This is a genomic window from Marinagarivorans algicola (assembly GCF_001292705.1).
Taxonomy (GTDB): Bacteria; Pseudomonadota; Gammaproteobacteria; order Pseudomonadales; family Cellvibrionaceae; genus Marinagarivorans; species Marinagarivorans algicola.
In genome coordinates, this window is record NZ_LGAK01000003.1 from 134031 (window position 1) to 151845 (window position 17815).

Genomic DNA, 17815 nt, shown 5'->3' on the forward strand with positions numbered 1-17815 from the left:
CCACAAGCAAATACAACAATTAACACATAAAGGCGCAAGTAACGCACAAAGGCGCAAGGATTAATCACTTTATGTGTTAATAAAAAGTCAAACCGCAATACTCAATTTATAGAGTCAGTGATAACATATCGTAACACGCACCCATTGTGTGATAATCCGTTTTACCTATCGGACTTTTTTGATTATCAATTTTGGTATTATCTGAACTGAGTATTCTAAACCAAGCGCCATATTGGTGATCGACCATATACTTCCATGCGTATTGCCAAATCATATTGTGCCATTGCAAATATTGTTTTTTTTGAGTGTAAGCATATAAATATCTCGCTGCCGCCAATGACTCTGCCTGCACCCAAAAATATTTCTCACCATCACACACCTGATGATCCAAATCAAAACCGTAAACAATGCCCTGATTTTTTTTGTCCCATGCTACCGCTAAAGCGCGATCAAATAAGCTTTGTGCCCGCAATAACAACCACTCTTTTTGTGTGATTTGATAGAGCATCACTAATAATTTTGCCCATTCAGTTTGATGCCCCGGCTGAAAGCCCCAAGGCCTAAATAAATTTTTAGGGTCATCTTTATTATAGTCCCAATCAACTGACCAATCAGCGTGAAAGTGCTCCCATATCAAACCCTCAGTTAACGACGCTTGCTTATTCACAATGCTATCGGCCACTAATAATGCGCGATCTAAAAATTTATTATCTTGAGTAGCATGGTAGGCTGCAATCAATGCCTCGCAGGTATGCATATTCGCATTCTGGCCACGATAACCACTGTCTGTTGTTAACGTCACATCAAATTCATCTTTATATAAAGCATGATGAGGATCCCAAAAAACACACTCCATCGTCAACCATGTTTCTTCAAGATATTCGGCAGCTTTTGGATGCCCAACTCTAATTGCCCAACTGTATGCAAGCATGACAAAGGCAAAACCATAACAATGATTATTATGATCAACCGTCTCTACCTTGGCCTCGTGTACTTTTAGTAGCCATCCATAGCTCTTGTATTGCTCGTTAAAATGAGCGCGGCGAATAAATTCAATCCCAGCGTTAACTCGATCCAAATATTTTTGCTCTTTGAACTCCAAATACGCTCTAGCATAATTAAAAACAAAACGTGTAGAACTCACCAAATGTCGAGTAGATTTATCATACACTTGCCCATCATCCAAAAAATTCTGATAGAATCCGCCTTTAGGGTCATCGACATTAGGCTCATAAAAAGCCAGTATTGATTGAATATGCTGGCGTAAGAAATCACCCTGAGTAAAATTAGGTAATGTCATCATGTATCTCTCGAGTAAGAGCATCAAGGCTCGATAATGAAGGTAATGAAGGAAAGGCACCGTATATAGAGGCCGCATGAGCACCGCAGGCACAAGCAAATCTTAAAATATCACTCAGCTGGCTTGCGTGGCTCAAAAGAGTCTCTAGATCGCCTTTACGATCAAAAAATTCCTGTAATTTAAATAACAAGCCGCCAACAAAAGCATCGCCAGCCGCTGTTGCATCCACCATACTAACTTGCGGGGGCTCTATTTCGCCTTGCATGTTTGCAGTAATCCATTGCAGAGGGCGACAACCATCGGATATAAGAATTAATTGGCAGCCACAGTGTAATAATCGAGCAATTGTCTGCTCTTGCGTTTGCTTGGCGCACAAAAATTCCAGCTCTTCTCTTGAAACCTTAAGTACGTCAACACCCGACATAACCGACCAAATAACACCAAAGGGATCACCCTGCTGAGACCATAAATTTTGACGCAAATTAACATCAAAACTCACCAATGCGCGATGTTGCTTAGCCAGCGTAATTCCTGCTTGAGTGGCCTCTTGTATACCCGATTCAGTTAAGCTGTTTGAACAAAAATGAAAAATTGCGGTTTGCTCAAACCACTGCGCCTGAAAATCATTCTGGCTAAAACACAAGTCAGCAGCAGGCGGGCGATAAAAAGAAAAAGTGCGCTCACCCTGCTGATCTAACGATACAAAAGCCAACGCCGTTTTTGCTTTATCTGTCCGCAAAACATAATCTGTTTTCACCCCATACTCGAGCAACGAATGCTGCAAAAAATCACCAAAAGCATCGCGCCCTAGCATGCCGCAAAAATAACTATTGCCCCCAAGTTTAGCCAGCGCCACACTCACATTAGCTGGCGCGCCACCGGCAAATTGCGTAAAGGTTTCATGCTTAGTCGTCGCATCGCCATTCACTTTATTTGACAGCATATCGATCAGCGCCTCACCAAAACACATCACCCGAGTCCCGCTCAATACCCGGCTCATGGCTTTAACAACCAATGCATGGCAATAGCAGCCGTCCACGAAAAATCATTGCCGCCGCAACCGGCACCTGTATCAGCATTAAAATATTCAAAAAACTTAAACTCACGGAATAACATATCGGTCTTATTATGTATTTGCTCGGCAACATCACGATACCCGCTACGCTCAAATCCTAGTGCAATCATCCAGTTAATATGCAGCCACACCGGGCCGCGCCAATAGCGCTGCGGCTCATATTGCGGTTCTCGAGGGTCTGTAGAGGCGATTGCATATTTGCTGGCAGCCATCCACGTCTGCGCCTCTTTAGCCAAATGCTGCGCTTGCGCTTTATTGGCTAGGCCAGCCAATAGCGGCAAAAAGCCAGCATTCGTTTTTACACGGCACAACGTATTGCTTATTAAATCTTTTGAATGAAAAAAATGCGTTTTCTCACTCCACAATTGATGCATATTATGCACTGTTAATGTGGCACGTGCCTTTAACTGATCAACTCCTTGACCAGTTACATTAAACTGCTCACACAAGTCAATTAAATCCAGTGTTGCGCGGTGTAAAATAGAGATCAAACTCACATCATTTACTTTATAGGGGCAGTCGCGATAAATATCTGGACTCTGAAACTGCTTATGTTTAAATAAATCAACTAAGTATAAATAGCGATCGTATTGCTCTTTGTGCGGTCTTTCGGAGGCATCAATATGATTTAGGTCCCGGCGCTGATATTCCCACGTCACTTTCGGCACTCGCTCGAGCGCCTCATCCCACGCAGGGCTATTATCCATGCCTGACTCCCAAGGATGATAACTCACCACCAAGCCTGTATTTTCTGGATCCCGATCGCGGTACCACCATAAATGAGAGCGAATAAGACCAGGCAACATAGCCATAACTGTCTGATCTCTGAGCTGGGTATCTTTTGCTTGCTCACAAAGAATTTTTACCACACTACTCAATACCGGTGGCTGAGAAATCGACGTGCTTTTAACTTTTTTATCCGCCCCCCAAACATCAGGACCAGGAAAGTAGGTATCAGAGTCTTTATGAAATAGGATATGCGGAACCATACCGTCATCCCATTGGCCACTCATCAATACATTGAGTTCTTGCCAAGCGCGCGGCTCATTAAATTTCATCCAGCCCAATGCTGTAATTGCCGAGTCCCAATTCCACTGAAACGGATATAAACCCTGAGTCGGCACCGTATAGCCTCCAAAGTCATTTTTATTTAAAATGGCTTGGCCTGCTTTAAACAGCTGCTGATCTTCTGACATGTGTAAGTCTCCCAAATCATTACTTTACAATGATTGACTGTATTAAATATTTTTTGCACTTAAATGCATAGCCATGTGGTGGTGGCATTTTAGTTAATCATAATGACTCTAAAGTCATTCACGTTTGTACGCGTCGGCCCAGTAATAATTAGCGCGTCTAGTGCTTTTAAAAAATGATAACTATCATGCTTATCAAGATAGGCCTGCGGTAATAGTCCCTTAGCTTTCGCTTTAATTAATATGGTTTCATCGATAAAGCCGCCAGCTACCTCTTGACTACCATCAACCCCATCCGTATCACACGCGAGTACTCTGATTCCGGGCGCACCATTGAGTGCGATCGCCATCGCCAATAAGTACTCTTGATTAGGGCCTCCGTCGCCACCATCGCCTTTACTTAAAGTCACTGTTAATTCACCACCCGAAAATAATAAGCATTTTTGACCTTTGCTTTGCATCTCTAATGCGATTGCGGCATGCTGTTTAGCAACTTGCGCTGCTTCGCCTTGCTGCTCATAATTGAGCACTTGCGTGTACCAGCCTGCCTCTTGCGCATAAAAAGCAGCAGCATCAATAGCCCGATGAGCATTGGCAACAATACAATAATGCGATTGTTTTTGGGGAATAAGATAAGAGGCTTTGCGATGGCTAGCTTTTGTTAAATAATCCATAATTGAAGATGTGGCAGGCCAATGATATTGCTCTAATATTGCCAATGCTTGCGCCGGTGTACTAGCATCATCAACGGTGGGGCCAGATGCAATCAAGCTGGGGTCATCGCCAACAACATCCGAAATGACAAAGGTATAACATTGGCCGGCCGCAGCGTGCGCTAAGCGGCCACCTTTTACCCCCGAGAGCTGCTTGCGGACAATATTCATTTGATCAATCGGTGCGCCGCTGCGCAATAAAAATTGATGTAAAGCCATTTTATCGGCAAAACTCACACCCGCGACAGGTACCGACATAAGCGCAGAACCGCCGCCAGATATTAAAAATATAATGGGGATATGTGCAGGTGTTTTTGCAACAAGTTCCAGTAGCGCCTGGCCAGCTGCTAAACTATTTTCATCAGGTACTGGATGCGCAGCATACAAAATGTCAATATTTCCGGTGGGTAATTCGGTGCCGTAACCGTAGCGTGTCACCACTTTGCCGTAACACGCATCACCGTATTTTTTATAGGCCGCGGCCGCCATATCAGCCGATGCTTTACCAGCCCCCACAATGCAAACGCCTTGGCTAACGTCTACCGCCTCAAAATGCGTATTTAAACACACACTGGGTAAACAGGTATTCACCGCTTGCTCGAACAAAGTGCGTAAAAAAGAACGTGAACTTTCCATTATTACCTCTTAATTTTAACTAAAAAGCAGTGGCAATGTAGCGCAAATGCTCAACATGATGACAAAAGAGGCAAGCAAAACAACGATATCTAATTGAGTCAATATAGACACTCGCTGCGTGACAAGCGCCGCTGAAGAGGTCGTCACATAGCTTCCGCCAAGTACCCACTTCACCATATAAGCAAAAACTGCGGTTACGCTAAAACCAATAAAGTTCCACCAAAACCAAAAGACATGCTCCATCGTTAACCAAATAACAATATTCATCAGCACCCCGGCAATTAAACCGAGATTAATCTCTCGTGCTCCGAGGCTTTTATTAATCACCGCCAGTAAAAAAACAGCAAGTATTGGCCCATAAAATACCGAGCCTACTTTATTAATAGCCTCGATAACAGTCGGTGCTATATCTCCAGCATAAAAAGATAAAAGCAGTGTTACCGCACCCCAACCTAAACCCACGTACTTTGCCTTTTTCAAATAATCTTCTGGCTCTAAAGTTTTATTCGTTAGGCGACAATAATCTTCAACACTGACCGCAGCCAATGAATTAATTGCAGAGCTCAGCGAAGACATAGCCGCCGCTAAAATAGCGACGACTAAAATACCGATCATACCGTGCGGCAAATAATTAAGAATAAAAATAGGCATCATCCAATCGGGGTTTTCCGCAGGGATTTGCGCCATAAAACCCGCCTCGCTCATGGCTAAAGTCCCAATAATCAACCCCGAAAAACAATACAATAAAGTAATAGGAAAACGCACAGTGGCATTCGCCAGCATCATATAGCGCAATTGTTGCGTGCTCGGTGCTGCCAATGCACGCTGCGCTTGTGTTTGGTCGCAACCGTAATAAGAAGCATATAAGACAATCCCACCAAAAATCATAGGCAGCAAACCAAACCCTTCCCCATCAAAGCCTAAAGAATCAGGCTTAATGGCATTTAAGCGGGTTGGGTCGACTTTTGTCATAAATTCACCAATACCCCCTAAATGATGCAAACCAAAGCCAATGCACGCTATTGTGCCTAAAACAATGATTATCATTTGCACCGCATCGCCGTACACTACCGCCTTCATCCCGCCTTGCAATGAATACAACACCGTAATCACACCGGTTAATACTATCGCTTGCCAAGCCTCAATGCCCATCGTGCCCTGCAAAATTAAGGAGACAGCAAAAATCATAATACCCGTGGCAAATGCACGACTAAACTGGAAAACAACGCTAATTAAAATGCGCGTAGAGCGGCCAAAACGCTGCTCAAGATAATCATAAATACTCACAAAACCCGAGCGGTATAACGCCGGTAAAATAGTACTCAAAATCAGTAGCATTGCCAGTGGCACACCCAGCTCATAAGATAACCAGTGCAAACCACCGCCCTCTCTTAAACCGACAAACGCTGGCGCAGAAACAAAACTAATCGCGGATAATTGCGTAGCCATTACCGATAATGTCAAGGCCTTCCAACCCAACGTTCGCCCACCTAAAAAGTAATCTTTTTTGGTGTGCTGCTGTCTAAAACTAAAGCCCATACCCACAAGTAAAATGAGGTAGGCAACCACAATGGCATAATCAAAAGTATTCATAATAGTGCAGCTCAACCAATAATTTTTAAATAGGATTATCACTCAATATTCAGTTTATATCTGTAGCGCTCTATGCAGAGCGCTACAATCCTTTTATTGACTTAAAAATCATATCGCGTTGTTAAGCTGACACGTCGAGGCAATACGGGACGGCCAACAAAAAAGTCGTCGCCACCGGCCTGAGCATTACCTTGACGTGGTGAACCCTCGGTAATGCCTTCGCTATCAAATAGGTTCCATACGCTCACACCCACACGGATTCTTTGATCATTATTAAATGCCCATGTATATCCAGCTGATAAAGTAGCAATAGTATGGCTACCGAGCTCTACCGTGTTGCTATCGTTAGCAAAAGCATCACCAAAATGACTCAACGCTAAGCGTGAATCAAACAAATCATTATTGTATGAAAAGGCAAGATTACCTGTCAGTTCAGGCTGCCTAGCCGGTACATTACCGGTATTGCCGCCGGCGCTAAATTCGGCATCTTGATAGGTGATATTGCCGTCAACAGTCACCGTATCAGAGACTGTGTAACGAGTAATAATTTCAGCCCCGACGGTTTCGGTGGATTGCTCTAAAACATTTTCGATCAAGCCACCGCTACCATCATTGACAAAATCAACCGAGCGACGATTATCTAAATTCGCCAAAAACAATGATGCATCCACATAAAGATCTTGCGGAAAGTACTTAATACCGAGTGTGGCTAGCGTAATATCTTCTCCCTCATAGCTTTGTGGCTCACCATTGTCATTAAAGCGAATACTCCTAATTTGGGGAAAAAAGTAACCTCTTGATGCATTGGCATAAAGATTGATGTCGCTATCTTCTAGAGCGTACAAAACCGCCGCAGAAAATGCCGCCTCTGTACTAGCAACTTCGCCATAAGTGAAGCGCCCGTTACCGGTGGTATTCACCTGCAAGTTAGAGGCTAAAGTCGGATCATCGGAAACAACAACACTTTCACTGCCTTCAGCCTTTGAAGTTCCTACCGCACGCTCAACACGCATACCCAAGTCAACCGCCCAATTTCCGCTTTCCATTTGGTCGGTAATATAAAGGGCTGTACGCTTACTGGTTAAATTTTTGTTGGTGTAACTAATACCGGGGCCCACAATACCATTGCGTGAATACTCGACAACATTACCGGCCGTATCGGTAAATGACAAATCCACTAAACGGGCATTTTGACCATTACTAAAATCAGCCAAATAGCTTGAGATGATATTAAAATCCATTTGTTGTGCGTGGATGAAAAAAGTCCCTATATTTAGCGTATGGTCAATATTGCCCGTTTCAAAAGCACCCGTAACGTTAAACTCTGTACTAAAAAAATCACCGTCTCGCTGCCGATCAAGTAGCCGGTTGCCAAACAGTACATAATCGTCAGGGACAGGATTACCCGTTTCTGACCATGTAAAGTTTGCGCGACCTAAAGTACTCAGTACATCGCCATTAAGCGTTCTCGCCGAGTTATTAATATACCCATTAAGCGACTCGGGTGAGTTTGCCAGGCCATCACCATCTAAAAATAAATTAAATTGATGCTCATAACGCGCACCTTTTGCTTTACCACCAATGCGCCAATCATCCGATAGCTCTTTTTCAAATTCAACACCAAAAGAGCCACCTTCTGTTGCTACACCCTCACCAATAGGCGATTCATAGCGGCCTGTTGCGGTAGGGTAACTTAATTGCGCTGCCGCAACGGTTTGCCCTACAAATACGGTATTACCATCGTTGCCTGTCAGCCTTTTACGATTGCCGCCATCCAAGGGTAAAGGCAAAAAAAACTGTACTTTATCGTTAATTAACTGGCCATAAAATGTGACATGACCATCATCAAACTCTTTACTGATATTACCTCTTACCTGATAACCTTTAGTGGGCAAACCGGTATCAAGCGGGCCCTCGTCGTAGCGATAAAAACCCGACATGGCATAGTAAATATTGTCATCACTGGAGAGCGGGCCACTGGTAAAAAAGTCTGTCCTCACTCTACCGTCTTCGGCCATTTCGAGCTGCACAGTGCTTTCGGGGTCATCGCTGCCCTTGCGAGAAATATAGTTAATAACACCAGCGACAGAACCAGGACCGTATAAGTTAGAGACACCGCCGGCTACATACTCTACACGCTCAATGCCGATATCAGGCCGAAAGTAGACATCTTGCGCCGATGAGGTCATGCCCGACTGAAATGCCGGCATGCCGTCGTAATTGAGTGGCGTAAACTGAAATTGCCCGCCAGAGGGCAGACCACGAACAAAAGCATTCGTAGCCACTTCACCGCCACCGCCTTCTACTTTTATACCAGGTACATTCATTAAAATATCGGCCTGACTAGAAAAGCCTGTTTTGGCAATATTCTCTTGACTAATCAGCGTTGTTTTAGCCGGCGTATCCGCCTGCGTTCGAACAACGCTCGTACCAGTGACCATCACCACTTCAACATTAGCATCATCATTACTGTCTTCCTGCGCGGCGATTGACGCAGAAAACATCATAGAAAGTACGTAGGCTACAGGTTTCATTTTCATTTTATTGTTCTCCGGTGTCTTTACGATACTACGAAGCACCCAATTGCAGGGTACTCAAAATGCGTTGTTATTATTCATTGTGTGAGTCATTCAGCCGTGCGCTCGCAAAGCAAAGGACGACCTTCACTTTGAGAAACGATGAAAGCCTTGAAGTGAGAAGCCACTTCATCTTTTGAGTGATCACTTATTTTCACAGTAAAACATAGCGAAAACACAGTTACAACTCTTTTTGGGTTATAAATTGTTATGAATAAGTAAAATTGATAAATTATTAACCCAAAATTATTCATAGAATGAGATTATCCGCACACTTAGCGCGCTCACAAGCATAGAAAGTTTTGTTATGGCTTAATCTTAGTACTAAAAAGAATGTAACTATTTAGCCAATCTGAAAAAATTTAGCTGATAGGATGCTGATGGATTATTATCTGGGCATTTAAACGCTGGGAGTGTTCTGGTCTCATAATGACGCCCAGTCCCAGCATGGATGGTGTGGGTAAACTTTGCAGATACACAAAGTCGCAGATGGCTTGAGCGGCGCAGGCAATGATTCAGCAGCACCCAATTTCGGTAACTCTGAATTTCGGTAACTCTGAATAGTGACAAAAAAATATCTGGGCGACTGTTGTTCAGAGCTTTGCTATAGGGTTGTACACTGACATCACGAGAACGCTGCTGTACTATGATTTCAAGTGACTATAGAAATATCGGTGCAAAAAGCACCGATAAGAAAAGCACCGATAGGCATTAATGAATACTGAGCTTAATCACTCAAAGCCTCTGTATCGGTCGCTATTAACCCCTGTATTTGCAGAGTCGGCGCTTCAGCGCACAAAGAGCAATTCATTAGCGCGCAACCCAGTGATGCTTTACCCAGCACAATAATGACAATTTCAACACAATAGAACTTTAAGGCACTCTATGCTTTCATCAAAAAACAGTGTTAACTTAATGCGTAATTTTGCGCTTGGCAAAGGCGATAAATTATTTCAAGACTCAGAAAGGGACATCCTTAAACTTGTTTTTTGGTCACACAATATCAGTCAAAGATCAATTGTTCATACCACCAAAATCCCACAACAAACGGTCTCCCGCTTAGTTAAAAATTTGCTAGATAAGGAAGTACTGCATCAAACCGATCGCATTTCATCCACATCCAGAGGCAACCCAAGCTTTGAGCTAGAGGCCAACCCTTCATTTGCCTACTGCTTTGGATTATCGATATTGCTCGATGCCATTGGTATTGCCTTGATGGATTTTGCAGGCAATGTCATTGAAACACGCTTAGAAGAACTGGATGATATGAGCATTGAAAATGTGCTCTCTCACAGTGAACAGGTTATTGCTCAAATGATGCAAAAAAACCACATCAGCGACACTAAAATACTGGGTATTGGCGTGGGGATTTCGGGATTTTTTAGCGCTACGGATGGCAAAATGAACACTCATCATATGATTGAGGAGTGGGCACAAGTCGATATTGCCCAAATTGTCTCGGCGCGCTTTCAATTACCCACTTGGGTGGTCAATGATGCAACCGGTGCAGCAGCCGGTGAGGGCATTGCAGGCGTAGGCAGAAATTATAAAAATTTTGTCTACTTTTTTATTTCATTTGCTTTTGGCGGTGGCCTAGTCTCAAACAACGAACTTTTACGTGGCACCTATGGCAACGCAGGCGAACTGGGCGATATGCTGCCCTCTAAGATTTACTCGCACCCAAACTTAGCCCTCCTCAAGCGTATTCTGATTAAAAATAATATTGCCGTAAACTCTATTTATGACCTACACAATCACTTTGATGTGAATTGGCCTGGGGTTGATGAGTGGATTTACAAAGTTCAGGACTCACTCGATTTAGTGGCCACTGCATGCTCAGCATTGCTCGACACCCAAGCCATTATATTGGGGGGGCACATACCTGTTGCATTAGCCGAAAAAATCATTCCAAGAATCGATGTTTATGCGCAGTTTCGTCGAGGTGCTCAAAGGCCATTGCCACAAATTGTCACTGCAGGCGTGCAAGTGAACCCTGTCGCCGTTGGTGCCGCTAGCCTACCACTACGTGAATTATGCCTATAACGCCAGGGCATAACACAGGAGCACCCAGCACAAAGACAGTCATCGCTGGCGAATGACGTTTTGCGCAGCTATTAGATAACATAATAACCAAAAAAACAATAGCACGGAGTTAAACTCAAAAAAATAAAAACCCCCACAAACCAAGGGCTTGTGGGGGTTTTAGCGAAGCGCGAGTAAGACAGATCTTACATCATACCGCCCATACCGCCCATGCCACCCATACCGCCATCACCAGCAGGTGCAGCAGCAGCTTTATCTTCAGGTGAATCAGCGACCATAGCCTCGGTAGTCACCATCAAGCCAGCAATAGAAGCCGCCGCTTGGAGTGCAGTACGTGTTACTTTAGCTGGGTCAAGAATACCCATAGCAATCATATCGCCGTACTCGCCAGTGCCCGCGTTGTAACCATAGGTAGAGTTATCTTGTGACTTCACTTTATCACAAACAACAGAGCCTTCTTCGCCAGCATTAGCAACGATTTGACGCAAAGGCGCTTCCATTGCACGACGTGCAATAGCAATACCTGCATTTTGGTCTTCGTTATCGCCTTTCAAATCAACAATAGAGGCGACAGCACGTAGTAAAGCAGTACCACCACCAGGCACAACGCCCTCTTCTACTGCTGCACGCGTTGCATGTAACGCATCTTCAACACGCGCTTTTTTCTCTTTCATTTCAACTTCAGTCGCAGCGCCAACCTTAACAACAGCAACACCACCCGCTAACTTAGCCACACGCTCTTGAAGCTTTTCGCGGTCGTAATCAGATGAAGTATCTTCGATTTGGGCACGGATTTGAGCAACACGACCTTTAATTTCGTCGGTATCGCCAGCACCATCAACAATCGTGGTATTTTCTTTAGACATAGTCACACGCTTGGCTTGACCTAAATGCTCAAGCGTTGTTGTTTCAAGGTCTAAGCCCACTTCTTCACTGATCACAGTCGCGCCAGTTAAAGTCGCAATATCTTGCAACATCGCTTTACGACGATCACCAAAACCTGGTGCTTTACACGCTGATACTTTCACAATACCGCGCATGTTGTTCACAACCAAGGTCGCTAAAGCTTCGCCTTCGACATCTTCAGCAATAATCACTAAAGGCTTACCAGCTTTAGCAACAGCTTCTAATACCGGAAGCAATTCACGAATGTTTGAGATTTTTTTATCAACCAATAATAAGAAAGGCGTTTCGTGCTCTACGCTCATGCTTTCTTGATTGTTGATGAAGTAAGGCGATAAGTACCCACGATCGAACTGCATACCTTCAACAAGGTCAAGCTCATTCTCTAAGCCGCTACCTTCTTCAACAGTAATAACACCTTCTTTACCCACTTTTTCCATAGCTTCAGCGATGATATCGCCCACAGCGGTATCGCTGTTTGCAGAAATAGTGCCCACTTGCGCGATCGATTTAGTATCTTCACAAGGCTTAGCAATTTCTTTGATATGTGCAACAGCGGCGATAACAGCTTTATCAATACCGCGCTTAAGATCCATGGGGTTCATGCCTGCGGCAACGGCTTTTAAGCCCTCGTTCACAATAGCCTGCGCTAATACAGTTGCAGTCGTCGTACCATCACCGGCTTCATCCGAAGCTTGTGATGCGACTTCTTTCACCATTTGTGCGCCCATGTTTTCAAACTTATCTTTAAGTTCGATTTCTTTAGCGACAGACACACCATCTTTGGTTACAGTCGGTGCACCAAATGATTTCTCTAAGATAACATTACGGCCCTTGGGACCTAAGGTTGCTTTAACGGCATCTGCTAATACATTTACGCCTTTCAACATTCTTTGACGGGCGCTATCACCGAAAATTACGTCTTTTGCTGCCATGATCTTTTCCTTACCTGTTTAATCAGTAGGGTTAATTCTTTATGGTTTCATTAAAAAATAATTTAAGTATTGACTAAAATTAGGCTTCAACGACTGCTTTGATGTCAGTTTCGCTGATAATAATCAACTCTTCACCATCAACGTCGATGGTGTCTGTACCGGCGTATTTACCAAATACAACTTTATCGCCAACTTTTACGTCTAGTGGGCGAGTTTCACCGCTATCTAAAATACGGCCAGAGCCTACAGCAACAATTTCACCTTGGTTAGGCTTCTCTTTTGCTGAGCCAGGAAGCACAATGCCACCGGCACTCATTTGTTCTTCTTCCTTGCGGCGCACTACAACACGATCGTGTAAAGGACGAATTTTCATCAACGAATCTCCAAAGTGTACGATATAAGATTTGCGCTTTGCCCTTGTGAGCAAGGCTGTTATTAAAGTTCCGCTTACGCGGGGTTGCGCTACTCGATGAAGTTAATGTTCATTAACCTACAAGTAGCAAAACTTGCCAGTTAACCCAACAAGCCCGCTATCGAGTAGCGCCGCTGAATCACTGTGCAGCCATGATGGGAGCGCTTTTAACGATTTCAACACCTACAGAACGAATTTTTTATTTTTTTTCTTGTTCTATGTGCGCGGCATCGCGCTTCGGCATTTCCTCAAACTCACCTTCGATAACATCCTCTGCGCCAGCGCTTCGCGCCTGAGTTGCCACGCGATTTAAGCCCAGCTTTGCCATAAGCCATGCCGCCAATACCAAACGGACACCCGGCACTAAAAATAGCAAACCCAGTAGATCAGTCACAAAACCGGGATGAATAAATAACACACCAGCAAAAGCCAAAAACAATCCCGTGGTGATTTCGGTCACCGGTAATACACCCGCCTGCAGTTTTTGCTGGCTCGCCTTGAGCGCCATCAGACCTTGATAACGAATGAGCATAAAGCCCAGTAGCGCTGTTCCTATTACAAGCAATACTGTATTCCAAAATCCAATCCAGTGCCCCAGTAGCGCCAAATCAAGCACTGGCAAAAGCACCAGTAAAACCAACAATCCTCGCATTGCTATACCTCATCTTGTTATTGACACGCGACCATATCGCGTAATGACTCTCTCAAGAAACAAAAAACCCCTCGATAAAGAGGGGTTTTTATACTAAATCGTAGTAGCCAATATGATGACTATTGGGCAAAACTCAAGCAGACGGCCGCATTACCACTTATAGACAACACCCACGCGGTAAGTCATATCCTCTCGTCTCACGCCTTCTTGCGGGTCATTGTGGTAGTCATAATCCACATTCAAGTGCGCTGATACGCCCAAACCTAAGGGCGCTGACAAGCCGGTTTCAGCATGTGTGCGCCAATCATCGCTTTCATCAAGATTTTGGGCAAAGTTACTACGATGAAACAAGGTGATGTCACGCGGAAAACTGTAGCGGAAGTCAAGGGCAAAACGACCCGAGCTGAAATCTTGCTTGCTTTCATTGCCGAGTAATATATCAGCCGCAGTTAAGTCATAATACTCTTTAGTATTGAGGACGCTAAGTTCTAACTTTAACGCCGACTGTTCACGCTCCCACCACTGAAAACCCGAACCGATACCTGCCACATAGCGCTCACTAATTTGTTTAGCATCATCTTTTTCGGCGGTTAAATCACCCAGCAAGTACCAACGCGGTAAGAAGAACCAGTTAAGACCATAAAAACCTTTGTAATACTCTACCACGGACGCATCAACAGCTTCTTCGCCTTCGAGCGGTTCAGCCTCTAGTGACTCTCCGGTATAACGCAACTCAAAATCATGGCGGAAGTCTTCATGACGCAATTGCACTTCAGCACCAACTAACCAATTGCTTGAGTTAACATTACCACTTTTTTCAGAGCCTACCACGGTTAATTTGCCACCATAGCTGTGTAAAGAGTCGGCATGATTAGCAAAAGGCACCACATCTTTTAAGGTTAATAGCGAGTACTCTCTTTGCTCAGCATTACACTCAAAACGGGCAACATCATCGATCATTTCCAACCATAAGCAAGGCTCTTCAATACCCCGTAAGCGCACAGGTTCACTTAAGTTAATATTGCCGACATCCGCTTTATTTAAGGTGAGCTCGCCGACCTTATCCGCAGACCAAACAACCTGGCCTTTACTCACTGATTTTAATGTACCGCCAATCTTATCGCCATTTTTCAGCTCGATTTGACCCGCACTTGCACTCATAGCCAATACACCGGCCGCTAAACCAAGAATCAATTTCACAACATTCCTCCTAAGGATTCAAATTGCGCGCATAATAACGCAAGACACTTAACAATAGCTGAAGCAGTAGACACCAAGATATGCAGCAGTCTGCAAAAGTGTTTTAGATACACGTTAAAATGCCCTTTAAAGGCCGCTAACGAGTATCCTGAAAAAAAACATCACCATTAAGATAGCCTAAAATATTCACCGACATGAGAGCGTGCCGTGAAAACTTTTATCAAAGACAGCAAAATATACTTTAACAAGCGCATACTCAGTATTTTTTTATTAGGTATTGTCAGTGGCCTACCCTGGGTCATGATTGGCTCAGCACTCACTCTTTGGCTTAAAGAAGCCGGTCTTTCTCGTAGTCAAATAGGCTTTGCAGGGCTTATTTTTGCTGTTTATGCCGTTAACTTCCTATGGGCGCCGCTGATTGATCGATTTTCACCCAAAAGTTTATTCAAAGTTTTTAGACCGCATATTGATACCCGAGGTGATAAAAAAAGCTGGATTATTACATGCCAGGCCATCATTGCTCTGTGCTGCCTAAGCTGTAGCTTGTATAGCCCAAGTGATGCCGCCGAGACTATTATTGCACTCGCATTACTTTTGGCAGTGGCCTCTGCCACCCAAGATATCGCCATTGACGGCTACCGCGTACAAAGCTTTGCATCCCACCAAGCGCAGTACATCTCTGCAGGTGCCGCCGCTGCAACAGGGGGTTGGTGGACAGGTTATGCAGCTATTGGCTTTTTGCCTTTATGGCTGTCTGATGTTGGCTGGAGCTGGGCAAGCCTGTATCTCATGCTCGGCAGCCTGAGCGCACTCATGTGCCTGATGTGTTTTTTTATTCCCACCCATCACTTAGCGCTCAGCAAGCAACACGTGGTTCGGTGCAACACTGCCAGCCCACCACCTAACAACGCTCTACTTAATAACTCACCACTTAATAACTCGCCACTTAATACCTACCCAAAGTGTCAATCGCAGTACAAACAAATACAACTCCTTATTTTTATGTGCCTACCTTGGCTGACTGCACTGTGGGCTATTAACCCGCTTGGGCTACCCGTGACGGTAGCCCAAAGCCAATGGTTTATTCCGTCCATTATTACCTTCGAGCTCGTAGTGTTTGGTTCTATTCTATATACCTTAGGGCAATTACCCACAAGCCATGAGCCGCCCAATACCTCATTAGAAAAGATACTCGCCAATATTTATCAGACACTCATTTTACCTCTTCGCAATTTTTTTATGAATAACGGCACTCGCATTGCTATAGGCCTACTCAGCTTTATCTTTTTATTCAAAATAGGTGAAGCTTTTTTAGGGCGCATGTCAATTTTGTTTTATAAAGAGATTGGTTTTAGCACTACGCAAATCGCCACTTATTCCAAAATGCTAACATGGGTGGTCACCATGATTGCGGTTATCCCTTGCGGCATTTTAAATGCGCGCTTTGGCTTACTAAAAGGCTTAATGATTAGTGGATTGTGCATGGCCGCTAGCAATTTGATTTTTTGCCTATTAGCCATCGTAGGCCCTATTGAATGGCTTTATGCTAGTGCCGTTATTATTGACGGCTTTACAGCCGCATGGGCAACCGTCGCGTTTATGGCTTTTATTTCTCACTTGTGCGATCACCGGTTTTCCTCTACGCAATACGCTTTACTCGCCTCTCTTGGCAGCCTTGGCCGCACACTACTATCAAGTAACAGCGGTTTGTTGGTCGATTTGCTCAATGGCAATTGGGCGCTATTTTTTGCGATTACAGCGCTTATGGTAACTCCAAGTTTAATGTTACTTTGGCAGCTAAAAGATAAAATACATGCACTTAGGCCGCCAAGGAGCACATAATACGAAGCTCATGCTCGTCAATCGAAGAATCTTATCGGCAAAAAGGCTTAGCAACTGCTATAAATTGTTCTAGGTTCATCAAATAATTAATGGCATATAATAGGAATATATTATGGGTAGCTCAGGTTTAACCACACTGGCCATTCTTGTGGCTTTTGCTCTTTATTGTATTTATATCTTTAACACTTTAGTGAAGCTCAAAAATCAGTTCGAAAATGGTTTTTCGCAAATTGAAATACAACTCAAGCGGCGTTATGACCTCATTCCAAACCTGATTGAAACGGCCAAAGCCTACCTCAAACACGAAAGCGAAACTCTAGAGGCCGTGGTAAAAGCCCGCAATAGCGCCGCCTCTGAGCTCAGCGCAGCCAGCCAAAATCCTGGCGACAGCGGTCACATTCAAGCCTTAGCCGGTGCCGAAGGTCTTTTAGGTCAAGCCATGGGCCGCTTCAATATGGTGATGGAAGCCTACCCCGAACTAAAGGCTAACACCACGATGATGCAATTAACCGAAGAGCTGTCATCAACCGAAAATCGTGTAAGCTTTGCTCGCCAAGCGTTTAATGATGCCGTAATGAGCTACAATATTTTTCGCGAAAGCTTCCCTGCCAATATTTTTGCTGGCCTTTTTGGGCACAATAAAAAAGCCGCTCTTTTAGAGTTTGAAGACAGTAACCAAATTGCTCAAGCGCCTAAAGTTTCGTTTTAAATAAGCCTCTACCGCTAAAAAACACCATCACAT

General features: G+C 44.2%; 13 protein-coding genes. 3 read left to right on the forward strand and 10 right to left on the reverse strand.

What is annotated here, in order from left to right; translation table 11 throughout:
* Positions 1–106: 106 nt before the first annotated feature.
* The 6 genes from AC438_RS01700 to AC438_RS01725 all read right to left on the reverse strand — a co-directional run bounded on the left by AC438_RS01700 (position 107) and on the right by AC438_RS01725 (position 9050).
* Positions 107–1303 carry an AGE family epimerase/isomerase gene (locus tag AC438_RS01700; RefSeq protein ID WP_053979545.1) on the reverse strand — a complete coding sequence of 399 codons (1197 nt, stop codon included), beginning with the start codon at positions 1301–1303 and terminating at the stop codon, positions 107–109.
* Positions 1287–2339 carry a carbohydrate kinase family protein gene (locus tag AC438_RS01705; protein ID WP_202904683.1) on the reverse strand — a complete coding sequence of 351 codons (1053 nt, stop codon included), beginning with the start codon at positions 2337–2339 and terminating at the stop codon, positions 1287–1289. The genes AC438_RS01700 and AC438_RS01705 overlap by 17 nt, the downstream gene beginning before the upstream one ends.
* Complete coding sequence (locus AC438_RS01710) at positions 2297–3571, reverse strand: MGH1-like glycoside hydrolase domain-containing protein (protein WP_053979547.1); 1275 nt, start codon at positions 3569–3571, stop codon at positions 2297–2299. Before AC438_RS01710 ends, AC438_RS01705 begins: the two co-directional genes overlap by 43 nt.
* Before the next feature lie 89 nt (positions 3572–3660).
* Complete coding sequence (locus tag AC438_RS01715; protein ID WP_053979548.1) at positions 3661–4917, reverse strand: glycerate kinase type-2 family protein; 1257 nt, start codon at positions 4915–4917, stop codon at positions 3661–3663.
* Between the two features lie 15 nt (positions 4918–4932).
* Positions 4933–6510, reverse strand: coding sequence for a sodium:solute symporter family transporter (locus AC438_RS01720; protein WP_053979549.1), 1578 nt, complete (start codon positions 6508–6510; stop codon positions 4933–4935).
* Positions 6511–6611: 101 nt separating this feature from the next.
* A complete protein-coding gene (locus tag AC438_RS01725) occupies positions 6612–9050 on the reverse strand; it encodes a TonB-dependent siderophore receptor (RefSeq protein WP_053979550.1) in 2439 nt (812 codons plus the stop codon).
* A 921-nt stretch (positions 9051–9971) separates the two neighbouring features.
* Between AC438_RS01725 and AC438_RS01730 the strand changes: the two genes are divergently transcribed.
* The gene (locus AC438_RS01730) at positions 9972–11129 is read left to right on the forward strand and encodes an ROK family protein (protein ID WP_053979551.1); all 1158 of its coding nucleotides are present in this window, start codon (positions 9972–9974) and stop codon (positions 11127–11129) included.
* Positions 11130–11314: 185 nt separating this feature from the next.
* On the opposite strand, the gene groL is transcribed toward AC438_RS01730, so the two are convergent.
* The 4 genes from groL to AC438_RS01750 form a co-directional block, all read right to left on the reverse strand.
* Entirely contained in the window at positions 11315–12967 is a 1653-nt protein-coding gene (gene groL, locus AC438_RS01735; RefSeq protein ID WP_053979552.1) for a chaperonin GroEL, read from the reverse strand.
* 79 nt (positions 12968–13046) lie between these two features.
* Entirely contained in the window at positions 13047–13340 is a 294-nt protein-coding gene (locus AC438_RS01740) for a co-chaperone GroES (RefSeq protein ID WP_053979553.1), read from the reverse strand.
* A gap of 238 nt (positions 13341–13578) precedes the next feature.
* Entirely contained in the window at positions 13579–14031 is a 453-nt protein-coding gene (locus tag AC438_RS01745; RefSeq protein WP_053979554.1) for an FxsA family protein, read from the reverse strand.
* A 150-nt stretch (positions 14032–14181) separates the two neighbouring features.
* Positions 14182–15231: a DUF481 domain-containing protein gene (locus tag AC438_RS01750; RefSeq protein WP_053979555.1), complete on the reverse strand. Its 1050-nt coding sequence runs from the start codon at positions 15229–15231 to the stop codon at positions 14182–14184.
* A gap of 207 nt (positions 15232–15438) precedes the next feature.
* Between AC438_RS01750 and AC438_RS01755 the strand changes: the two genes are divergently transcribed.
* Together AC438_RS01755 and AC438_RS01760 are read left to right on the forward strand one after the other, a co-directional pair.
* Complete coding sequence (locus AC438_RS01755) at positions 15439–17073, forward strand: MFS transporter (protein WP_053979556.1); 1635 nt, start codon at positions 15439–15441, stop codon at positions 17071–17073.
* 112 nt (positions 17074–17185) lie between these two features.
* Positions 17186–17782 carry a LemA family protein gene (locus tag AC438_RS01760; protein ID WP_053979557.1) on the forward strand — a complete coding sequence of 199 codons (597 nt, stop codon included), beginning with the start codon at positions 17186–17188 and terminating at the stop codon, positions 17780–17782.
* Positions 17783–17815 lie beyond the last annotated feature (33 nt).

Coding starts and splice junctions, on each gene's coding strand:
- AC438_RS01700 (WP_053979545.1), bottom strand. CDS start 1,303: ATGATGACATTACCTAATTTTACTCAGGGTGATTTCTTACGCCAGCAT.
- AC438_RS01710 (WP_053979547.1), bottom strand. CDS start 3,571: ATGTCAGAAGATCAGCAGCTGTTTAAAGCAGGCCAAGCCATTTTAAAT.
- AC438_RS01715 (WP_053979548.1), bottom strand. CDS start 4,917: ATGGAAAGTTCACGTTCTTTTTTACGCACTTTGTTCGAGCAAGCGGTG.
- AC438_RS01720 (WP_053979549.1), bottom strand. CDS start 6,510: ATGAATACTTTTGATTATGCCATTGTGGTTGCCTACCTCATTTTACTT.
- AC438_RS01725 (WP_053979550.1), bottom strand. CDS start 9,050: ATGAAAATGAAACCTGTAGCCTACGTACTTTCTATGATGTTTTCTGCG.
- AC438_RS01730 (WP_053979551.1), top strand. CDS start 9,972: ATGCTTTCATCAAAAAACAGTGTTAACTTAATGCGTAATTTTGCGCTT.
- groL (WP_053979552.1), bottom strand. CDS start 12,967: ATGGCAGCAAAAGACGTAATTTTCGGTGATAGCGCCCGTCAAAGAATG.
- AC438_RS01740 (WP_053979553.1), bottom strand. CDS start 13,340: ATGAAAATTCGTCCTTTACACGATCGTGTTGTAGTGCGCCGCAAGGAA.
- AC438_RS01745 (WP_053979554.1), bottom strand. CDS start 14,031: ATGCGAGGATTGTTGGTTTTACTGGTGCTTTTGCCAGTGCTTGATTTG.
- AC438_RS01760 (WP_053979557.1), top strand. CDS start 17,186: ATGGGTAGCTCAGGTTTAACCACACTGGCCATTCTTGTGGCTTTTGCT.